General features: G+C 62.6%; 14 protein-coding genes. All 14 read left to right on the top strand.

What is annotated here, in order from left to right; translation table 11 throughout:
* Nucleotides 1–4: 4 nt before the first annotated feature.
* Nucleotides 5–778, top strand: coding sequence for an ABC transporter substrate-binding protein (locus KW840_RS14885; protein WP_090455092.1), 774 nt, complete (start codon nucleotides 5–7; stop codon nucleotides 776–778).
* Nucleotides 775–3030 carry an ATP-binding protein gene (locus tag KW840_RS14880; RefSeq protein WP_218495940.1) on the top strand — a complete coding sequence of 752 codons (2256 nt, stop codon included), beginning with the start codon at nucleotides 775–777 and terminating at the stop codon, nucleotides 3028–3030. Before KW840_RS14885 ends, KW840_RS14880 begins: the two co-directional genes overlap by 4 nt.
* A 208-nt stretch (nucleotides 3031–3238) precedes the next feature.
* Complete coding sequence (locus KW840_RS14875; RefSeq protein WP_218495937.1) at nucleotides 3239–4663, top strand: amino acid permease; 1425 nt, start codon at nucleotides 3239–3241, stop codon at nucleotides 4661–4663.
* Nucleotides 4664–4913: 250 nt separating this feature from the next.
* A complete protein-coding gene (locus tag KW840_RS14870; protein WP_057714922.1) occupies nucleotides 4914–5399 on the top strand; it encodes a hypothetical protein in 486 nt (161 codons plus the stop codon).
* Nucleotides 5400–5783: 384 nt separating this feature from the next.
* On the top strand, nucleotides 5784–6575 hold the full coding sequence (locus KW840_RS14865) for an enoyl-CoA hydratase/isomerase family protein (protein ID WP_150813208.1): 792 nt from the start codon (nucleotides 5784–5786) through the stop codon (nucleotides 6573–6575).
* Between the two features lie 40 nt (nucleotides 6576–6615).
* Nucleotides 6616–7776, top strand: coding sequence for an acyl-CoA dehydrogenase family protein (locus KW840_RS14860; RefSeq protein WP_008021395.1), 1161 nt, complete (start codon nucleotides 6616–6618; stop codon nucleotides 7774–7776).
* Between the two features lie 18 nt (nucleotides 7777–7794).
* Nucleotides 7795–9894 carry an acetate--CoA ligase family protein gene (locus tag KW840_RS14855; protein ID WP_218495934.1) on the top strand — a complete coding sequence of 700 codons (2100 nt, stop codon included), beginning with the start codon at nucleotides 7795–7797 and terminating at the stop codon, nucleotides 9892–9894.
* Between the two features lie 10 nt (nucleotides 9895–9904).
* Nucleotides 9905–11512, top strand: coding sequence for a 5-guanidino-2-oxopentanoate decarboxylase (locus KW840_RS14850; protein ID WP_159389885.1), 1608 nt, complete (start codon nucleotides 9905–9907; stop codon nucleotides 11510–11512).
* Nucleotides 11513–11536: 24 nt separating this feature from the next.
* The gene (locus tag KW840_RS14845) at nucleotides 11537–12727 is read left to right on the top strand and encodes a pyridoxal phosphate-dependent aminotransferase (RefSeq protein ID WP_090455099.1); all 1191 of its coding nucleotides are present in this window, start codon (nucleotides 11537–11539) and stop codon (nucleotides 12725–12727) included.
* On the top strand, nucleotides 12720–14135 hold the full coding sequence (locus KW840_RS14840) for an aldehyde dehydrogenase family protein (protein ID WP_218495931.1): 1416 nt from the start codon (nucleotides 12720–12722) through the stop codon (nucleotides 14133–14135). The genes KW840_RS14845 and KW840_RS14840 overlap by 8 nt, the downstream gene beginning before the upstream one ends.
* Nucleotides 14136–14234: 99 nt before the next feature.
* Nucleotides 14235–15836 (top strand): ABC transporter substrate-binding protein, encoded by a 1602-nt coding sequence (locus KW840_RS14835; RefSeq protein WP_218495929.1) that lies wholly within the window; start codon nucleotides 14235–14237, stop codon nucleotides 15834–15836.
* A gap of 135 nt (nucleotides 15837–15971) precedes the next feature.
* A complete protein-coding gene (locus KW840_RS14830) occupies nucleotides 15972–16931 on the top strand; it encodes an ABC transporter permease (protein WP_057714915.1) in 960 nt (319 codons plus the stop codon).
* Nucleotides 16932–16934: 3 nt separating this feature from the next.
* Complete coding sequence (locus tag KW840_RS14825; RefSeq protein WP_057714914.1) at nucleotides 16935–17762, top strand: ABC transporter permease; 828 nt, start codon at nucleotides 16935–16937, stop codon at nucleotides 17760–17762.
* A gap of 2 nt (nucleotides 17763–17764) precedes the next feature.
* Nucleotides 17765–19411, top strand: coding sequence for an ABC transporter ATP-binding protein (locus KW840_RS14820; RefSeq protein ID WP_102669585.1), 1647 nt, complete (start codon nucleotides 17765–17767; stop codon nucleotides 19409–19411).
* The last annotated feature ends 6 nt before the right edge of the window (nucleotides 19412–19417 follow it).

The following is a 19417-nucleotide window of genomic DNA, read 5'->3' as shown; positions in this document are numbered from 1 at the left end:
GCTGATGGCGCGATGGCTTTGCCTGCTGGCGATACTGGTGGCCGGCCATGCCGTCGCGGCGGACAAGGTTCGCTATTGCGATTACCCGGTGTACCCGCCGATCTCCTGGAGTGATGGCAAGCAGGTGCGTGGCCTGGCGCCCAGCGTGGTGAAGCACCTGTTCGGTCAACTGGGGTATGAAGTCGAGATGGTCGTGCTGGGCAACTGGAAACGCTGCCTGCTGGACGCCGCCGAAGGCCGGGTCGATGTGGTACTGGCCTACAGCACCGCGCAACGGGAGCAGAGCATGCTGTTCTCGACGGTGCCGGTATTGCGTGAAGAAGTGGCGTTGTTCGTCAACCGCCAGCATCCGGTGAAATTCGAACAACTGGACGACCTGGCCCGTTACCGCGGTGGCCTGTTGTTCGGTGAGAGCTACGGCGTGGAGTTCGATCGTATGGTCGCGCGCAACAACAATATCGAATGGGTTTCCGACAGCCACCAGAACTTCGGCAAGCTGATTCGCGGGCGCATCGACTTCATCACTCAGGAGCGGCGCACCGGCCAGCTGTACGTGGAAAACCTGCCCGGCGGCCAGGACATCGTCGCCTTGCCCAAGGCGTTGAACGTGGACTACCTGCGGGTTGCCGTGTCGCGGCGCTCGCCCTTGGCCACTCGCATGCCCGAGATCAATGCGCAATTGCAGCGCATGGTCGATGCCGGTGACATCGAGCGCTGGCTCAACGAAAGCGAAGTGACCTACCGTGACATGATCAACCTGCCGGCGGATGCGCAATGATTCGCGCCCGTCCCGGTGGACTGTTGCGACGCCTGTTGCTGTTCATTCTGTTGTTCAGCCTGTGCTTCACCGTGCTGGCCAGCAGCGTGCAACTGTACATCGAGTATCGACGGGAAATGCGCGACATCGATTCGCGCATGGAACTGATCCGCGCCGGGTACCTGGCCAGCCTGGAACGCAGCCTCTGGGACTTGAACCAGGAGCAGTTGAATGTGCAGTTGCGCGGGCTGGTGGACTTCTCCGACGTCGCGCGGGTGCACTTGACCAGCGCCGATTTCGACCTGGTACAGGGCAATCCGGCCCCTGCGGGACCGCTGCGCATCGAGCGCTTTGCCCTGGACTATCAGCCGCCGTCCGGCCCTTTGCGCAACTTGGGTGAACTGGAAGTCAGCACCGATCTGGGAGCGGTGTACCAGCGTCTCTACGCCACCGGTTTGACCAGCCTGTTGTGGATGGCGGTGTTTCTCTGCGGTCTGGCCGTTGCCTTGTCGGGCTTGTTTTATCGACTGGTGACCCGGCACCTGAAAGTCATGGCCGAGTTTGCCCGGCGTATCGCCGCCGGTGAATGGCAGGAACCCTTGCACCTGGACAAACGCCGCGGCAGTGACGAAATCGACACCGTGGCCCATGCGCTGGACGACATGCGCCGGGCGATCCTGCGGGACATCGAGCGCCGGGAAACCGATCGGCTGGCCTTGCAGGACAACCGTGACGGACTGCTGAAAATGGTCGAGCGCCGTACCGCCAGCCTGATGCGCGCCAAGGACGAAGCGGAAGCGGCCAACCTTGCCAAGTCGCGGTTCCTGGCGACCATGAGCCACGAACTGCGCACACCCCTCAATGGCATTCTCGGCATGGCCGAATTGCTGCGCGGTGCTCGGCTGGATGCCCAGGACGGCAAACGCCTGGATGCCTTGCACAAGGCCGGCGAAGGCTTGCTGACAATCCTCAACGAAGTGCTGTATTTCGCCAAGCTGGAGGAGGGCGTCAGCCATCCCGAACCGGTGGATTTCTCGCTGCGCCAGTTGCTCGACGAGGTACTGACTCTGTTGGAACCGCGAGCGCTGAACAACGACACAATCCTCAGTTGCCGCGTCGATCAGCGGATTGCCGAGCATCACCACGGCGCCGAGCAGTTCCTGCGCCAAGTGCTGAGCAACCTGCTGGCCAACGCGATCAAGTTCACCGAAGGCGGCGAAGTCAGCGTCGAGGTGGCGCTGCTCAGCGAAACCGGCGAACAGTTGGGACAGCGGCTGCGGGTCTGTGTCACGGACGACGGCATCGGCATTGCCCCGGCGATGCAGGCGAAGATTTTTGAGCGCTTCACCCAGGCCAGCGAAGAAGTCGCGCAACGTTTTGGGGGCACGGGGTTGGGGTTGGCGATCTGCAAACACCTGGTGGAGCAGATGGGGGGCTGCATCGGCGTGGACAGTGAAGAGGGGCGCGGCAGTTGCTTCTGGTTCGAGTTGTCCTTGCAGCCGGCCAGCGGCGTGGCTGAGGCCCCGCCGGTTCGGGCGGCGGGGCCGGCACTGAACATCCTGGTGGTCGAAGACGTGGCGCTCAACCGCGAAGTGGTCCAGGGCTTGCTGCAACGGGACGGCCACCGGGTGTGGCTCGCCGAAGAAGCGGATCAGGCGCTGCAACACTGCGCGGCGCAGGTGTTCGACCTGATCCTGCTGGACGTGCATCTGCCGGGCATTAGTGGTGTCGAGCTATGCCGCCAGATCCGCCTCAGCGACGGGCCGAACCGCCATACCCGCATTTTCGCCCTGACCGCCAGCGTGCAACCGGCACTGGTGCGCGGTTATCTGGAGGCCGGCATGGACGGTGTCCTGGCCAAGCCCTTGAAACTGGAAAACCTGCGCCAGGTGCTGGAAGGGCATGTGCCTGTGGTCGAATCGCTGCTCAGCGATGACGCAGTGGACTGGCCGCTGTTACAGACCCATCGCAGCCTGCTCGGTGCGCAAAAGGTCCAGGGTCTGCTGGCGGTTCTGCGTGACTCGATCCTGCAGCACCGCGAGGCGCTGAATGAAGCCATGGCCGCCGATGACTGCACAGAGGTCGCGCAACTGGCTCACCGCCTGGCCGGTAGCTGCGACTCCCTGGGTTTTCGGGGCTTGGCCAGCACGTTAAGGGCGCTGGAGACCTTGGCGCTGGCAAACGATGAATCGGCGATCCGCCGCATGAGCCTCACCCTCGATGAGCAATTGCAGCACTCGCTCGATACCCTCAAAGGCCTGTTGCAGAGCTGACGTACAAGTTTGTTACGACTTTGTACAACTTCGATCTTTACGGTCAACGCGAACTTACATGGCTTTCCAATAATCGACGCAACCGCCGCAGCGCGGTCTTCGAAGCTTATTGGAGATAATAATAATGAATTGCCGTAAAGCTGATCCCTCCCTGCGCCGTGACGTCCTGTCGCGCGCTGCGCACCTCTCTGACTGCTGAGGTGCCGACATGAACGAAAACACTGATCACAGCACTGATCGTAAAGGCATCCAGCTGACCCGGGCCCTCAAGAGCCGGCACATCTTCATGCTGTCCCTGGGCGGCGTCATCGGCACCGGGTTGTTCATGGGCTCCGGAGTGACCATCAACCAGGGCGGCCCGGTGGGGGCGATCCTGGCTTACCTGGTCGCGGGTTTCCTGATGTATCTGGTGATGGTCTGCCTGGGTGAACTGTCGGTGCAGATGCCGGTGTCCGGTTCGTTCCAGACCCACGCCACAAAATACATCGGCCCGGCCACCGGGTTCATGATCGGCTGGGTGTACTGGATGAGCTGGGCCACCACCGTGGGTCTGGAGTTCACCGCCGCCGGCATGCTGATGACCCGTTGGTTCCCGGAGGTGCCAATCTGGTACTGGTCGGCGCTGTTCGTGGTGGTGCTGTTCGGTATCAATGCCATGGCGACCCGCGCCTTTGGTGAAGCCGAATACTGGTTTTCGGGGATCAAGGTGGCGGCGATTCTCGGTTTCATCGTGGTCGGTGTGCTGGTGATCTTCGGCGTGATGCCCCTGAGCAGCGGCGCACCGGCGCCGATGGCGACCAACCTGATCGGCGATTCGTTGTTCCCCAACGGCCTGTCAGCCGTGTTCGCGGTGATGATGACCGTGGTCTACGCGTTCCAGGGTTGCGAGATCATGGGCGTGGCCGCCGGTGAAACCGACCAGCCGGAGAAAAGCATTCCTCGCGCCGTGCGCAACGTGGTGTTCCGCGTGCTGATCTTCTACGTGCTGGCGATCATCGTGCTGTCGGCCATCGTGCCGTGGCAGCAGGCGGGCCTGATGGAAAGCCCGTTCGTGCAGGTGTTCGACATGGTCGGCATTCCCTATGCGGCCGACCTGATGAACTTCGTGATCCTTACCGCGATCCTGTCGGTGGGCAACTCCGGCCTGTATGCCTCGACGCGCATCCTGTGGGCGATGTCGAAAACCGGCATGGCGCCCAAAAGCCTGTCGCCCTTGAGCAAGCGTGGCGTGCCGCTGCGCGCCTTGAGCATCACCCTGTGCTTCGCGCTGGTGTCGCTGATGACCAGCTTCGTCGCCGCCGACACCTTGTTCATGGTGCTGATGGCGGTGAGCGGCATGTCCGGCACCGTGACCTGGATTGTCATCGCGCTGGCGCAGTACAAGTTCCGCAAGGCGTATTTGCGTGACGGCGGCAAACTCAGCGACCTGAAATACCGCGCGCCGTGGTTCCCGGTGCTTCCGCTGATGTGCATCACATTGTGCTGCTCGCTGTTCGTGTTCCTGGCCCTGGATGAAACCCAGCGTCCGTCGCTGTATTGGGGCTTTGGATTCATTGCGCTGTGCTATGGCGCGTACTTCCTGATTCATCGCAAGCGCGGGGCGGTGCTGGCGCCGAGCTTGCCGGCTGCATAACACCTCCAGATAACCACTTCCCCCCCTGTGGGAGCGAGCTTGCTCGCGATGGCGGCATCAGGTCCAACATCACTGTTGACTGGTCTACCGCTATCGCGAGCAAGCTCGCTCCCACAGTTGTTTCAAGCGATTAGCCGCTGGTCGCGACTGTCAGATCTGACAGTAGATTGCATCGGAACTCCACAGCCTAATGATGCGGAATTCGTCGGTCTGCCGTGCGAGATTAAAATCAACCAGGAAGGAGCACCCAATGGACAGCAATCGGATCAGGAACGGTGACTTTACCACCGGAAACTTCGAGCATTGGACGGTGAGCGAAAATGACGGGACAGCGAAAGTCGTGAGGGATGGAAGTGGCTACAGAGCCAGAGTCACTCTGGGTAAAGGAAAGCCGGTATTGCTCGAAACAGCGCGCTTCTCAATCAGGCGGCCACAGTTCAAGCTGTCCCTTGAAGTTTCCGTGCCTGAACCCGGTGATGAAGACGCTACCACCAAGTTGTATTGCACGCTCTCCGGATTCGAGCCTTCCCAACCGATGCCAATCATATTGCTCATACCCTTCACGTTATCCGGAACCAGCACAGTATTTGAATACATCGGCGATATGCGATCTAGTGTCACTGAAGTGCAATTGTCTATTGCACTTGCGCCTGTATCTCAACCAACAGCGTTGGGACCGATCTACCTCAACAACGTGAAGTACACAGTGGATCTTTCGGATAAATCGGTCGGTTAAAACAATTCCATAGTCAGTTCCGACAACATCACCCTCAAACCCGGTTACATCTCCTGTGGGAGCGAGCTTGCTCGCGATTGCGGTAAGTCAGTCAACTGTGATGTTGAATTTGACGCCGTCATCGCGAGCAAACTCGCTCCCACATTGGTTTGTGGTGGGCAAAAGATCTGCGACTGACGTCCTGTCGCCAGTTGTTCGAAGTTGTAACAGCACCAACGGTTCACGCTCGCCAATCAAAAAATAATTCAAAAAAAACAATAGGTTAAGTATCTATTGAGCTTGTTACAGCCCATTTCCCCGCCGATTGCCGCCTTACTGAACACTCGTTTAGTATGGCCTCAAGTCGCATCACCTCAGACCAAACACAATAATTCGAGGATTCCCATGACCACTCAATCGTCGCTGCTCAGCCAGGTCGAAGCAGGCGTTGCCTGGATCACCCTCAATCGCACTGCCCAGCGCAATGCGCTGGACATTCCGACGCTGAAAAACCTGCACGGCTTGCTCGACGGTTTCAACGCCGATCCAGCGGTGCGCGTGGTGGTGCTCACCGGTAGCGGCCGCAGCTTCTGCGCTGGCGCGGACCTTGATGAATGGGCCGATGCCGAAGCCCGGGGTGCGTTGGAAACCTACGGCTGGACCGAAACCGCCCACGCCCTGATGACTCGCCTGCACAGCCTGGAAAAACCGACCATCGCCGCCATCAACGGCACCGCCGTCGGCGCCGGGATGGACCTGACCCTGTGCTGCGACCTGCGCATCGCCGGGCAATCGGCACGCTTCAAGGCCGGCTACACCAGCATGGCGTACTCGCCGGACGCCGGCGCCAGTTGGCACTTGCCGCGCCTGATCGGCAGCGAACAGGCCAAGCGTCTGCTGTTCCTGGACGAATTGTGGGGCGCCGACCGTGCCCTCGACGCCGGTCTGGTCGGCGATGTCTGTGCCGACGATCAACTGCTGACGGTCACCAGCGAACTGGCCGCACGCCTGGCCGCTGGCCCGACCTTTGCCTTCGCCCAGACGAAGAAACTCATGCGTGAAGGCGCCGAACGCAGCCTGGCCGAACAACTGCAAGCCGAACTCGCCGCCGGCCTGCTCTGCGGTCGCAGCGAAGACGGCAACGAAGCCCTGCGTGCCGCCATGGAAAAACGCCCGGCACGCTTCATCGGTCGTTGATTCCTCTCCATCTCCCAGAACACGAACAACAGGTAGCACCATGAATTTCCAACTGACCCAAGAACAAGAAATGTTGGTGGACTCGGTACGCAGCTTCGTCGAGAAGGAACTGCTGCCCTATGAAGAGCAAGTCGACCGCGCCGACGAGGTTTCCCCGGAACTGGCAGCGCAGATTCGCGGCAAGGCCATCGCGGCAGGTTTCTACGCCTTCAACATGCCCGAAGAAGTGGGTGGCGGTGGCCTGGACTACCTGTCCCAGGCGCTGATCGAGCGCGAGCTGTCCAAGGTGTCCTGGGCGCTGCACGTGTTTGTCGCACGGCCGTCGAAAATCCTCATGGCTTGCAAGGGCGAACAGATCAACGACTACCTGTTGCCGTGTATCCAGGGCGAAAAAATCGACTGCTTCGCCTTGACCGAACCGGGTGCCGGCTCCGATGCCAATGCGATCAAGACCCGCGCCGTGCGTGAAGGCGACGACTTCATTCTCAACGGCAGCAAGCACTTCATCAGCCACGCCGGCCACGCCGATTTCGCCATCGTCTTCGCCGTCACCGACACCTACGAACACAACGGCAAGAAACGCAACGCCGTGACCTCGTTCCTGGTCGACCGCAACACTCCGGGAATGACCATCCGTCGTGGGCCGAAGTGCGTGAGCAACCGTGGCTATCACACCTTCGAAATGTTCTTCGACGACTGCCGCGTGCCGGCCAGCAAAGTGCTGGGCGAAGTCGGCAAGGGTTGGGACGTGGCCAACGCCTGGCTGACCGCCGGGCGCGTGATGGTCGCGGCCAACTGTGTCGGTCAGGCCCAGCGCGCACTGGACGTGTCCTTGCAATGGGCGGCGGACCGCAAGCAATTCGGCCAGCCGATCGGCACCTATCAAGGCGTGTCTTTCAAGCTGGCGGACATGGCCACGCAAATCCGCGCCGCGGAACTGCTGACCCTGCACACCGCCTGGAAAATGGACCAGGGCACCATGACCGATGGCGAGGCCGGCATGGCCAAGCTGTTCGCCAGTGAAGTGCTCGGCCGTACCGCCGACGAAGCGGTGCAGATCTTCGGCGGCATGGGCCTGATGGACGAAGGTCCGGTGGAGCGCATCTGGCGTAACGCGCGGATCGAACGGATCTGGGAAGGCACTTCGGAAATCCAGCGCCACATCATTTCCCGCGAGCTGCTGCGGCCGCTGCTGCGCTGATCGGCCCGGAGAACTCCCATGTCCCAAACCATTCGTGACAACCTCAAACGCATGCTCGCGCCGCAACACGTGGCGTTCGTCGGCGGCCGCAGCATGGCGCGCGCCCTCAAGCGCTGTGCCGAAGGCGGCTACCAAGGGCAAATGTGGCTGGTCAACCCGCAACACGACAGCCTCGAAGGCGTTCCTTGCGTGCGCAGCGTTGCCGAGCTGCCTTGCGGCCCGGACGCGGTATTCATCGCCACCAACCGTGAGTTGACCCTGACTTGCGTGGCCGAACTGGCCGCCATCGGCGCAGGCGGCGCGATCTGCTACGCCTCCGGCTTCGCCGAGACCGGTGCCGAAGGCCAGGCCCTGCAACAGCAACTGCTCAAGGCCGCTGGCGACATGGCCTTGCTCGGCCCCAACTGCTACGGCTTGCTTGACTACCTGCACAGCTCCGCTCTGTGGCCGGTGGCCCACGGCGGCAAGGTAGTCGAGAAGGGCGTGGCGGTGCTGACCCAGAGCGGCAACTTTGCCTACAACCTGTCCATGAGCGACCGCTCGCTGCCGGTGGCCTACATGGCCTCGGTGGGCAATCAGGCGCAACTGGGCGTGGCTGAACTGATGGACGTGTTGCTCGACGAACCTCGGGTCACCGCCATCGGCCTGCATCTGGAAGGCCTGAAGAATGTGCCGGGTTTTGCCCGCGCTGCGCACAAGGCACAGGAGAAGGGCATTCCGATCATCGCCCTGAAAACCGGCGTGTCGCAGATCGGTGCCGAACTGGCCTTGAGTCACACCAGTTCACTGTCCGGCTCCGATGCGCTGTATGACGCGCTGTTCGACCGTCTCGGGGTGATTCGCGTCAGCGGCCCGGTGAGTTTTGTCGAAACCCTTAAAGCCGCGGCCTGCGGCAATCTGCCGGCGGGCAACAGCCTGATTGCGCTGGCCTGTTCCGGTGGCGACGCCGGGCTGATTGCCGACTACGCCGAACGCAACGGCCTGGGCCTGCCGAAACTCGATCAAGGGCAGGTCGGCGACCTCGCGCAAGTGCTGCCGACCTACGCCAACCTGGTCAACCCGCTGGATTTCACCACGGCGATCTGGGGCGACGGCGAAGCCTTGAACCGCATGCTCGACAGCGCGCTGCGCACCGAAGCCGACGCGGCGATGCTGGTGCTCGACTATCCGTCGGAGTTCACCGGCGAGCGCAAGGAATGCGACCTGCTGCTGGAGTTGTACAGCGCGGCACTGCAACGTCACGGCAAGACCGGCTTTGTCACCTCGGCCTTCCCTGAATTGCTGCCGGCCCATGCCCGTGAACGTCTGCACGCCCAAGGCGTCGCAGCCTTGCAGGGCGTTGAAGACGGGTTGGCCGCGTGGGGCCGCATCGCCGGTTATCAGCGCAATCGCCATGCCTTGCTGGCGCTGGGGGAATCGGCGCTGGTGCCGTTGTGCCCGCAGGCGCTGGAAGGCGAGGGACGCTTGCTCAATGAATGGGATTCCAAACAGGCGTTAAAAGCCTTTGGCCTGCCGACGCCCAACGGCGTATTGAGCACGCCGGACAAGGCCCTGAAGGACGCAGAAACCCTGGGCTATCCGCTGGTACTCAAAGCGGTCAGCGCTCAACTGCCACACAAGACCGAGGCCGGTGCCGTGGCGCTGAACCTCAAGGATGGCGCGGCATTGAGCGCAGCACTGGAGAAGATGCGCACCAGCATTGCCGCTTACGCCCCGGGCGTCGTGTTCGATCAGCTGTTGCTCGAACCCATGGCCAAGCCGCCACTGGCTGAGCTGATTGTCGGCATCAAGCGCGAAAACGATTTCGGCCTCGCCCTGGTGATCGGTGCCGGCGGCATTCTGGTGGAGTTGCTCAAGGATAGTCGCAGTCTGTTGCTGCCGACCACCGACGGCGCGATCCGCAATGCCTTGCTCAGTCTGCGCAGCGCACCGCTACTGCAAGGTTTCCGTGGTCGTGAGTCCGCAGATCTCGACGCCCTGGTGGCCGCGATTCGCGCCGTGGCTGATTACGCCTGCGAAAACGCCGCGCAGTTGCTGGAACTCGATGTGAACCCATTGTTGGTCAGTGCCCAAGGCACGACTGCGGTCGATGCGTTGATTCGCTTCGGCCAGGAGTGAGGACATGAACATGCAAAGCAAAACATTGACCGGTGGCCAGGCCCTGGTGCGCCTGTTGGCCAACTACGGCGTCGATACCGTGTTCGGCATTCCCGGCGTACACACCCTGGAGCTGTACCGCGGCTTGCCCGGCAGCGGCATCCGTCATGTGCTGACTCGTCATGAGCAGGGCGCCAGTTTCATGGCCGACGGCTACGCCCGGGTCAGCGGCAAACCCGGCGTGTGCTTCGTCATCACCGGCCCCGGCGTGACCAACGCCGCCACCGGCATCGGCCAGGCCTACGCCGACTCGATTCCGATGCTGGTGATTTCCAGCGTCAACCACAGCGCCAGCCTGGGCAAGGGCTGGGGCAGCCTGCACGAGTGCCAGGACCAGCGCGCAATGACCGCGCCGATCACTGCGTTCTCGGCCGTGGCACTGACTGCAGAAGACCTGCCGGAACTGATCGCCCGTGCCTACGCGGTGTTCGACAGCGAGCGCCCGCGCCCGGTGCACATCTCGGTGCCGCTGGACGTGTTGTCGGCGCCGATTGCCCGTGACTGGAGCAATGAGGTGGTGCGTCGTCCGGGTCGTGGCCCGGCATCGACCACCGCAATTGATCAAGCTGTGGCCAAACTCAACGCTGCCAAGCGACCAATGATCATTGCCGGTGGTGGCGCCTTGAATGCCACCTCTGAGCTGCAAGAAATCAGCACCCGACTGGCCGCGCCACTGTTCACCAGCGTCGCCGGTAAAGGCCTGCTGCCGCCGGACGCGCCGCTCAACGCCGGCTCATCCCTGTGTGTGGAGCCGGGCTGGAACCTGATCGCCGAGGCCGACGTGGTGCTGGCGGTCGGCACCGAAATGGCCGACACCGACTTCTGGCGCGAACGCCTGCCACTCAATGGCGAACTGCTGCGCGTCGATATCGACCCACGCAAATTCAACGACTTCTACCCCTGCGCGGTGGCGTTGCATGGCGATGCGCAACAAACCCTCAGTGGCTTGCTTGAGCGCCTGCCAACCGACGTGCGCGAGGCCAGCGCTGCGATTGCCTCGGTCGCCGCACTGCGTAAAGCGGTCAAGGCCAGCCATGGCCCGTTGCAATCGATTCATCAGTCGATTCTGGATCGCATTGCGGCGGAGCTGCCGGACAACGCCTTCATCAGCACCGACATGACCCAACTGGCCTATACCGGCAACTATGCCTTCGACAGCCTCGCCATTCGCAGTTGGTTGCACCCGACCGGCTACGGCACCTTGGGATATGGCCTGCCGGCCGGGATCGGTGCCAAATTCGGTGCGCCGCAGCGGCCTGGGCTGGTGCTGGTGGGCGACGGTGGTTTCCTCTACACCGCCCAGGAACTGGCCACCGCCGTGGAAGAACTGGACAGCCCGCTGGTGGTGCTGCTGTGGAACAACGATGCGCTGGGGCAGATCCGCGACGACATGCTCGGCCTGGACATCGAGCCCATCGGCGTATTGCCGCGCAACCCGGATTTCGCCGCCCTCGCGCGTGCGTTCGGCTGCACCGTGACCCAGCCGCAAAGCCTCGCCGAGTTGCAGACCGACTTGCGCCATGGCTTCAAGCGCAACGGCGTGACCCTGATCGAACTCAAGCATGCCTGTGCGCATTGATCTGCATTTTAAGGGGATGAAGCCATGCGCTTTTCCGATCTGACTCAACGTATCGCCGGTGACGGCGCCGCCGCGTGGGACATTCACTACCGCGCCCTGGCACTGCGCGAGCAAGGCGAAGACATTCTGCTGTTGTCCGTGGGCGACCCGGATTTCGACACGCCACAGCCCATCGTGCAGGGTGCGATCGACAGCCTGCTGAACGGCAACACGCACTATGCCGAGGTGCGCGGCAAGCGTGCCCTGCGTGAAGCCATCGCCAGGCGTCATCAACAACGCAGCGGCCAAAGCGTTTCGGCCGATCAGGTCACCGTACTGGCCGGGGCGCAATGTGCGCTGTTCAGCGTGGCCCAATGCGTACTCAATCCGGGTGACGAAGTGATCGTCGCCGAGCCCATGTACGTTACCTACGAAGCGGTATTCGGTGCTTGCGGTGCCGTGGTGGTGCCGGTGCCCGTACGCTCGGAAAACGGCTTTCGCGTGTTGCCCGAAGATGTCGCCGCGCGCATCACGCCACGCACCCGGGCACTGGCACTGAACAGCCCGCACAACCCGTCCGGCGCCAGTTTGCCGCGCAGTACATGGACGGCTTTGGCTGAATTGTGCATCGCCCACGACCTGTGGCTGATTTCCGATGAGGTCTACAGCGAACTGCTGTTCGAAGGCGAACACGTCAGCCCGGCGAGTCTGCCGGGCATGGCCGAGCGCACCGCGACCCTCAACAGCCTGTCGAAATCCCACGCCATGACCGGTTGGCGCGTCGGCTGGGTGGTGGCGCCGCCATCTTTGGCCGCGCACCTGGAAAACCTCGCGTTGTGCATGCTCTACGGCTCGCCGGATTTCATTCAGGACGCCGCCGTGGTGGCCCTGGAAAGCAACCTGCCGGAACTCGAAGCCATGCGCGAAGCCTATCGCCAGCGTCGCGATCTGGTGTGCGACAGCCTGGCCGATTGCCCCGGCGTGCGGGCGTTGAAACCCGATGGCGGGATGTTCGTGATGCTCGATATCCGCCAGACCGGGCTCAGCGCCCAGGCGTTTGCCGACCGGTTGCTGGATCGCCACGGCGTGTCGGTCCTGGCGGGCGAGGCCTTTGGTCCGAGCGCGGCGGGGCACATTCGCCTCGGTCTGGTGGTCGGTGCCGAACCGCTGCGCGATGCCTGCCAGCGCATTGCCCGTTGTGCCCAGGAATTGATGGAGGCCCAGGTTCATGCTTAATCACAAGACACTGTTCATTGATGGCCGCTGGCAAACCCCGTCGGGGCGGGGCATCGCCGAGGTGATCAACCCGGCCACCGAGGAAGTCTGCGGCAGCGTTCCGCTGGGTGATGAACTCGATGTTGAAAACGCCGTGGCGTCGGCTCGCCGGGCCTTCGCTTCATGGTCGCGCACGCCGTCCAGCGTGCGTGCCGGTTATATCCGTGCACTGGCCGATCAACTGCGCAATCGTGCCGATGAGATGGCCGCGGTCATCACAACGGAACTGGGCATGCCGGTGCAATGGTGCCGCTCGGTGCAGGTCGACGGGCCGATCACTGGCCTTGAGCAGTACGTCGAACTGGCGCATCTCATGGACGAGGTGCGCGAAGTCGGCAACTCGCTGGTGATCCGCGAGGCCGTGGGTGTCTGCGCGTTCATCAATCCGTGGAATTACCCGCTGCACCAGTTGATCGGCAAACTCGCCCCGGCACTGGCCGCCGGTTGCACGGTAGTGGTCAAGCCGAGTCAGGAAACCCCGCTGCATGCCTTCCTGCTGGCGCAGATGATCGAGGACATCGGCCTGCCTGCCGGGGTGTTCAACCTGGTCAGCGGTCCGGGCTCGAAAGTCGGCGAAGCGCTGGCCAAACACCCGGACGTGGACATGGTGTCGTTTACCGGCTCCACCGGTGCCGGGGTGCGGGTTGCGCAAGCGGCTGCACCTTCAGTCAAGCGCGTGTGCCTGGAACTGGGCGGCAAGTCGCCGTTGTTGATCGCCGAGGATGCCGACCTGGCAGCGGCGGTGCGCTACGGCGTGCAGGACGTGATGATCAACTCCGGCCAGACCTGCACCGCGCTGACCCGCATGCTGCTGCCGGCCAGCCGCTACGCGGAGGCCGTCGAACTGGCGCTGGCGGAAACGTTGAGTCTGCGCATGGGCGATCCCCTCGACCCGCAAAGCTTCCTCGGCCCGATGTGTTCGGCCGGGCAAAAACGCACCGTGCTCGATTACATCAAGGTCGGCCAACAGGAAGGCGCACGACTGCTGTGCGGCGGTGACACGCCATCGACGTTCGAGCGCGGCTTCTATGTCAGCCCGACACTGTTCGCCGATGTCGACAACCGCATGCGCATTGCCCAGGAAGAAATCTTCGGCCCGGTGCTGTGCCTGATTCCCTACGCCGATGAGGCGCAAGCGATCCAGATCGCCAACGCCTCGCCGTTCGGCCTGTCCAGCGGCGTCTGGGCCGGCAGTGCCGAGCGCGCCTTGCAACTGGGGCGTCAGCTACGCGCCGGTCAGTGCTTCCTCAACGGTGCCGCATTCAATTATCAGGCGCCGTTCGGTGGCTACAAACAGTCGGGTAACGGTCGCGAATGGGGTGAGGAGGGGCTGAACGAGTTCGTCGAAGTGAAGGCGATCCAGGTGTGACGGTTGGCGATTCAAACGTTGTATGCACCGGGCCATGGCCCGGTGTTTTGCGTGGTTTTGAACCGGTAATTCATTAGCTTTTTGATCAGGGGCAATGCAATGAGCGATAACAAAAACAAGATTACTCAAGCGAACCATGAATTCAGTTTTCCGCGTAGAGACTTCCTCAAGTACAGCGCCGCTGCCGCAGCGGTGGCCGGGGCGTTCTCCATGGGCCTGCCGTTTGGCGCCTTTGCCGGGGAGGCCACGCCAAAACCCGGCGGTGTTCTGCGTCTGGGCCTGGCCGGTGGCAGCACCACGGACTCCAAGGATCCGGGCTCCTGGGCGGACACCTTCACCTTCGTCGGCTTCTCGGCGGTCTATAACACCCTGACCGAAATTGCCGTCGACGGCACGGCCATCCCCGAGCTGGCAGAAAGCTGGACCTCGACCCCGGACGCGCGCATCTGGACCTTCAAAATCCGTCAGGGCGTGACCTTCCACAACGGCAAGACCCTGACCGCCGATGACGTGGTCGCTTCGATCCAGCACCACCTCGGCGAGAAATCCACCTCGGCGGCCAAGACCGTGCTGGGTGACGTGGCCAAGGTCAGCGCCAACGGCAGCGACAGCGTGGTGTTCGAACTGCACTCGGGCAACGCCGATTTCTCGTATGTGGTCGCCGATTACCACCTGGCGATCATGCCGAGCAAGGATGGCGCGGCGGACTGGCAGGCCGGCGCCGGCACCGGTGGCTATCGCCTCAAGGACTTCGAGCCGGGCGTGCGCATGACCCTGGAACGCAGCCCCGATTACTGGAAACCGGGCCGGGCACACTTCGCCAGTGCCGAGTTGATTGCCATCGCCGACGGCGCGGCGCGGGTCAACGCGCTGGTCACCGGGCAAGTGGATGTGATCAACAAGGTCGACCTGAAAACCGTCGCGCTGCTCAAGCGCAACCCGAACCTGGTCATCGAAGAAACCAAAGGCGCCCAGCACTACACCTTCCCGATGCTCACCGACAGCCAGGTGTTCCAGAACAACGACGTGCGCCTGGCGATGAAGCACGCGATCAACCGCGAAACCCTGCTGGCTTCGGTGCTGCATGGCTATGGCCTGGTGGGCAACGACCATCCGATCCAGCCTGGCAGCCGCTTCATCAACACTGCGCTGGAGCAACGCACCTACGACCCGGACAAGTCGCGCTTCTACCTGAAAAAGGCCGGTCTGGATTCGCTCAAGGTTCGCCTGCAAGCCTCTGACGCTGCCTATACCGGCGCCGTGGATGCTTCGGTGCTGTTCAAGGAACAGGCTCGCGCCGCAGGGATCGACATCGACGTGGTGCGCGAACCGGCGGACGGCTTCTTCTCCAACGTGTGGATGAAGCAACCGTTCACCACTTCGTTCTGGTACAGCAGCCTGACCGCCGACCGCATGTTCAGCATCGGTTACGCCAAGGGCGCGGCGTGGAACGAAACCCACTGGGACAACCCGCGCTTCAATCAACTGCTCAACGCCGCTCGCGGTGAAATGAACGACCCGCTGCGCCGCGAGATGTACAACGAAATGCAGGCGCTGTGCCGGGACGAGGGCGGGGCGATCGTGCCGTTGTTCGCCAGTTCCGTGGCGGCGCGTTCCAACCGCGTGGTTCACGGCGGGCAGACCGCGCCCTATGGCGAGCTGGATGGCCTGCGGGTGATCGAGCGGTGGTGGCAAGCGTAGGCACTGTAGGAGCGAGCTTGCTCGCGATGGAGGCCAACGGTAATGCGGGAAACCTGATTCACCTCGGTGTCTTCGGGTTTTTCGCGAGCAAGCTCGCTCCTACAGGGGCTGCTATCTGTATTGAGGAACTGCACTATGAGAAGTATTTTCAAGCTGTTGGGGCAGCGTCTGGCGCTAGGCCTGCTCTCGCTGTTCGCCGTCTCAGTGATCATTTTCCTGGCCGTCGGCATGCTCCCGGGCGATATCGCCCAGGCCATGCTGGGCCAGTCGGCCACCCCGGAAACCGTGGCCGCCTACCGCGCGCAACTGGGGCTGGACCTGCCGCCATTGTCCCGCTTTGGCCACTGGATCTGGCAGTTGCTGCACGGTGATCTCGGTGTGTCGCTGGCCAACCAGCGGCCGATCGCCGAACTGGTGGGTACGCGTTTGGGCAACACCTTCAGCCTCGCATTGCTGGCAGCGCTGGTGTCGGTGCCGCTGGCTTTGCTGCTGGGGATGCTCGCGGCGTTGTACCGCAACAGCTGGTTCGACCGTTTGCTCAACACCTCGGCGCTGAGCGCGGTGTCGTTCCCCGAGTTTTTCGTCGCCTACATCCTGATCCTGGTGTTCGCGGTGAAGCTCAACTGGTTCCCGAGCATTTCCAACCTCGCGCCGGACGCCTCATTGGGCACGGTACTGGAGCGTTCGGTGTTGCCGGTGGCGACCCTGAGCCTGGTGGTCATCGCGCAGATGATGCGCATGACCCGCGCATCCTTGATCAACCTGTTGGCCAGCCCCTACATCGAAATGGCCCGACTCAAGGGCATCAGCCAGTCGCGGATCATCTTCCGTCACGCCTTGCCCAATGCCCTGGCCCCCATCGTCAACGTGGTGGCGCTGAACCTCGCGTACCTGGTGGTTGGTGTGGTGGTGGTCGAAGTGGTGTTTGTCTATCCGGGGCTCGGCCAGTTGCTGGTGGACTCGGTGGCCAAGCGTGACATCCCGGTGGTGCAGGCCTGCAGCCTGATCTTCGCCGCGACCTACATCCTGCTCAACACCAGTGCCGATGTGCTGTCGATTGCCAGCAACCCACGCCTGATGCATCCGAAGGGGTAGACCATGAGCCTGTTAAAACAAGTGTGGCAGGCGCCCCTGAGCGCCAAGTTCGGTTTGTTGATGATCCTGCTGTACGTGCTGGTGGCGGTGTTCGCGCCGGTATTGGCACCGTTCGGCGAAACCCAGGTGGTGGGCGAGGGTTTTGCCCCCTGGGGCGGGCAGTTCCTGTTGGGCACCGATAACCTCGGGCGCGACATGTTCAGCCGCCTGGTCTATGGCGCGCGCAACACTCTGGGCATTGCCTTCCTCACCACCGTCCTGGCGTTTCTGCTCGGTGGCTTGAGCGGCCTGATCGCAGCGATCAAGGGCGGTTGGGTCGATCAGGGATTGTCCCGGGTGGTGGACATCCTGATGGCCATTCCGCAACTGATCTTTGCCTTGCTGATTCTCAGCGTGGTCGGCACCACGGCGACGTCGCTGGTGCTGGTGATTGCGCTGCTGGATGCGACCCGGGTGTTTCGGCTGTCTCGTGCTGTGGCGATGAACGTGGTGGTGCAGGATTTCGTCGAAGCCGCACGCCTGCGCGGTGAAGGCCTGTGGTGGCTGGTGACCCGCGAGGTGTTGCCGAACGCGGCGGCACCGCTGATTGCCGAGTTCGGCCTGCGTTTCTGCTTCGTGTTCCTGTTCATCAGTGCGCTGTCGTTCCTCGGCCTGGGCATCCAGCCGCCCACCGCCGACTGGGGCAGCATGGTGCGCGACAACGCGGTGCTGATCACCTTTGGCGACATCAGCCCGTTGCTGCCCGCCCTGGCCGTGGCCTTGATCACAGTCAGCGTCAATTTCGTCGTCGACTGGATGCTGCACAAATCCAGCGGCCTCAAGGAATGCTGAACATGACGACCTCAAAACCTTTGCTGGAAATCCGCAACCTGCACATCGAAGGCCACTACGAAGATGCCTGGCATCCGCTGATCAAGGGCATCGACCTGACCCTGCAACGGGGCGAGGTGCTGGGGCTGATCGGCGAGTCCGGCGCGGGCAAGTCGACCCTCGGCCTGTCGGCCATGGGCTACACCCGCGACGGCTGCCGGATCACCGGTGGCTCGGTGCACTTCGACGGCATCGACTTGCTCAACGCCAAACCTGAAGCCCTGCGTAAACTGCGGGGGCTGCGTATTGCCTATGTGGCACAGAGCGCGGCAGCCTCGTTCAACCCGGCCCATCGCCTGATCGACCAGCACGTCGAAACCGCTGTGAAAAACGGCGGCATGAGCCGTGAGCAGGCCATGCGCGAGGCGGTGGAGTTGTACCGGGTACTGCGCTTGCCCAATCCCGAAACCATCGGCCAGCGCTATCCGCATCAAGTCTCCGGTGGCCAGTTGCAGCGGGTCATGACCGCCATGGCGATGGCCTGCCATCCGGACCTGATCATCTTCGACGAACCGACCACCGCGCTGGACGTCACCACCCAGATCGAGGTGCTGGCAGCCATTCGTGACGCAGTCGCGACCTATGGCAGCGCGGCGATCTACATCAGCCACGACCTGGCGGTGGTGGCGCAGATGGCCGACCGCATCATGGTGCTGCGTCACGGCAAGCTGGTGGAAGAGGCCGAAACCCGGCAGATGCTCGGTGACCCGCAGGAGGACTACACCAAGTCGTTGTGGGCGGTGCGCAGTTTCCGCACCGAACCCAAGGCCTGTCCGCAGCAGGAACAACCGCTGTTGGAACTGCGCAACAGTTGCGCCAGTTATGGCCAGCAACCGGTGCTGCACGACGTTTCCCTCAAGCTCTACCGTGGTCAGACCCTGGCGGTGATCGGCGAGTCAGGCAGCGGCAAAAGCTCCACCGCGCGGTTGATCACCGGTTTGCTGCCACCGACCTACGGCCAGGTGCTGTACGACGGCGAACCCTTGCCGGCGGACTTTCGCCAGCGCAGCAAGGAGCAACTGCGGCGCATCCAGATGATCTACCAGATCCCCGACACCGCGCTGAATCCGCGTCAGCGCATCGTCGACATCATCGGCCGGCCGCTGACGTTTTATCTGGGCCTCAAGGGTAAAGCCATGCGCGCCCGGGTTGCCGAACTGCTGGAGATGATCGAACTCGACCCCGCGACATTCATGGATCGTCAGCCCCGGGAGCTGTCCGGCGGACAGAAGCAACGCATCTGCATCGCCAGAGCCCTGGCGGCCGAACCGCAACTGATCATCTGCGATGAAGTGACCTCGGCCCTCGACCAACTGGTGGCTGAAGGCGTACTGAAATTGCTCAACCGCATCCAGCAGCAACTGGGTGTCGGCTATCTGTTCATCACCCATGATGTTGCTACTGTGCGGGCGATCGCCGATGAGGTATTGGTGATGCAACGGGGCAGGGTGGTGGACCACGGCTCGCGCAGCCAGATCTTCACCCCGCCGCATCAGGACTACACCGGGCTGCTGTTTTCTTCCGAACCGCAAATGGACCCCGACTGGCTCGACCGGTTGCTGGCCACGCGCGCTTCCACACCTTCAACCGATACGCTGGAACAAGTCTAAGGAACC

Source organism: Pseudomonas sp. PDM30, assembly GCF_019218985.1.
Lineage (GTDB): Bacteria > Pseudomonadota > Gammaproteobacteria > Pseudomonadales > Pseudomonadaceae > Aquipseudomonas > Aquipseudomonas jessenii.
The sequence above is the reverse complement of the archived record's forward strand: the minus strand, read 5'-3'. Positions and strand labels throughout refer to the sequence as shown.

Bases quoted from the DNA above. Each gene is read 5' to 3' on its own strand.
- KW840_RS14880 (WP_218495940.1), top strand. From the start codon at position 775: ATGATTCGCGCCCGTCCCGGTGGACTGTTGCGACGCCTGTTGCTGTTC.
- KW840_RS14860 (WP_008021395.1), top strand. From the start codon at position 6,616: ATGAATTTCCAACTGACCCAAGAACAAGAAATGTTGGTGGACTCGGTA.
- KW840_RS14825 (WP_057714914.1), top strand. From the start codon at position 16,935: ATGAGCCTGTTAAAACAAGTGTGGCAGGCGCCCCTGAGCGCCAAGTTC.
- KW840_RS14850 (WP_159389885.1), top strand. From the start codon at position 9,905: ATGCAAAGCAAAACATTGACCGGTGGCCAGGCCCTGGTGCGCCTGTTG.
- KW840_RS14840 (WP_218495931.1), top strand. From the start codon at position 12,720: ATGCTTAATCACAAGACACTGTTCATTGATGGCCGCTGGCAAACCCCG.
- KW840_RS14845 (WP_090455099.1), top strand. From the start codon at position 11,537: ATGCGCTTTTCCGATCTGACTCAACGTATCGCCGGTGACGGCGCCGCC.
- KW840_RS14855 (WP_218495934.1), top strand. From the start codon at position 7,795: ATGTCCCAAACCATTCGTGACAACCTCAAACGCATGCTCGCGCCGCAA.
- KW840_RS14835 (WP_218495929.1), top strand. From the start codon at position 14,235: ATGAGCGATAACAAAAACAAGATTACTCAAGCGAACCATGAATTCAGT.
- KW840_RS14885 (WP_090455092.1), top strand. From the start codon at position 5: ATGGCGCGATGGCTTTGCCTGCTGGCGATACTGGTGGCCGGCCATGCC.
- KW840_RS14870 (WP_057714922.1), top strand. From the start codon at position 4,914: ATGGACAGCAATCGGATCAGGAACGGTGACTTTACCACCGGAAACTTC.
- KW840_RS14865 (WP_150813208.1), top strand. From the start codon at position 5,784: ATGACCACTCAATCGTCGCTGCTCAGCCAGGTCGAAGCAGGCGTTGCC.
- KW840_RS14875 (WP_218495937.1), top strand. From the start codon at position 3,239: ATGAACGAAAACACTGATCACAGCACTGATCGTAAAGGCATCCAGCTG.
- KW840_RS14830 (WP_057714915.1), top strand. From the start codon at position 15,972: ATGAGAAGTATTTTCAAGCTGTTGGGGCAGCGTCTGGCGCTAGGCCTG.
- KW840_RS14820 (WP_102669585.1), top strand. From the start codon at position 17,765: ATGACGACCTCAAAACCTTTGCTGGAAATCCGCAACCTGCACATCGAA.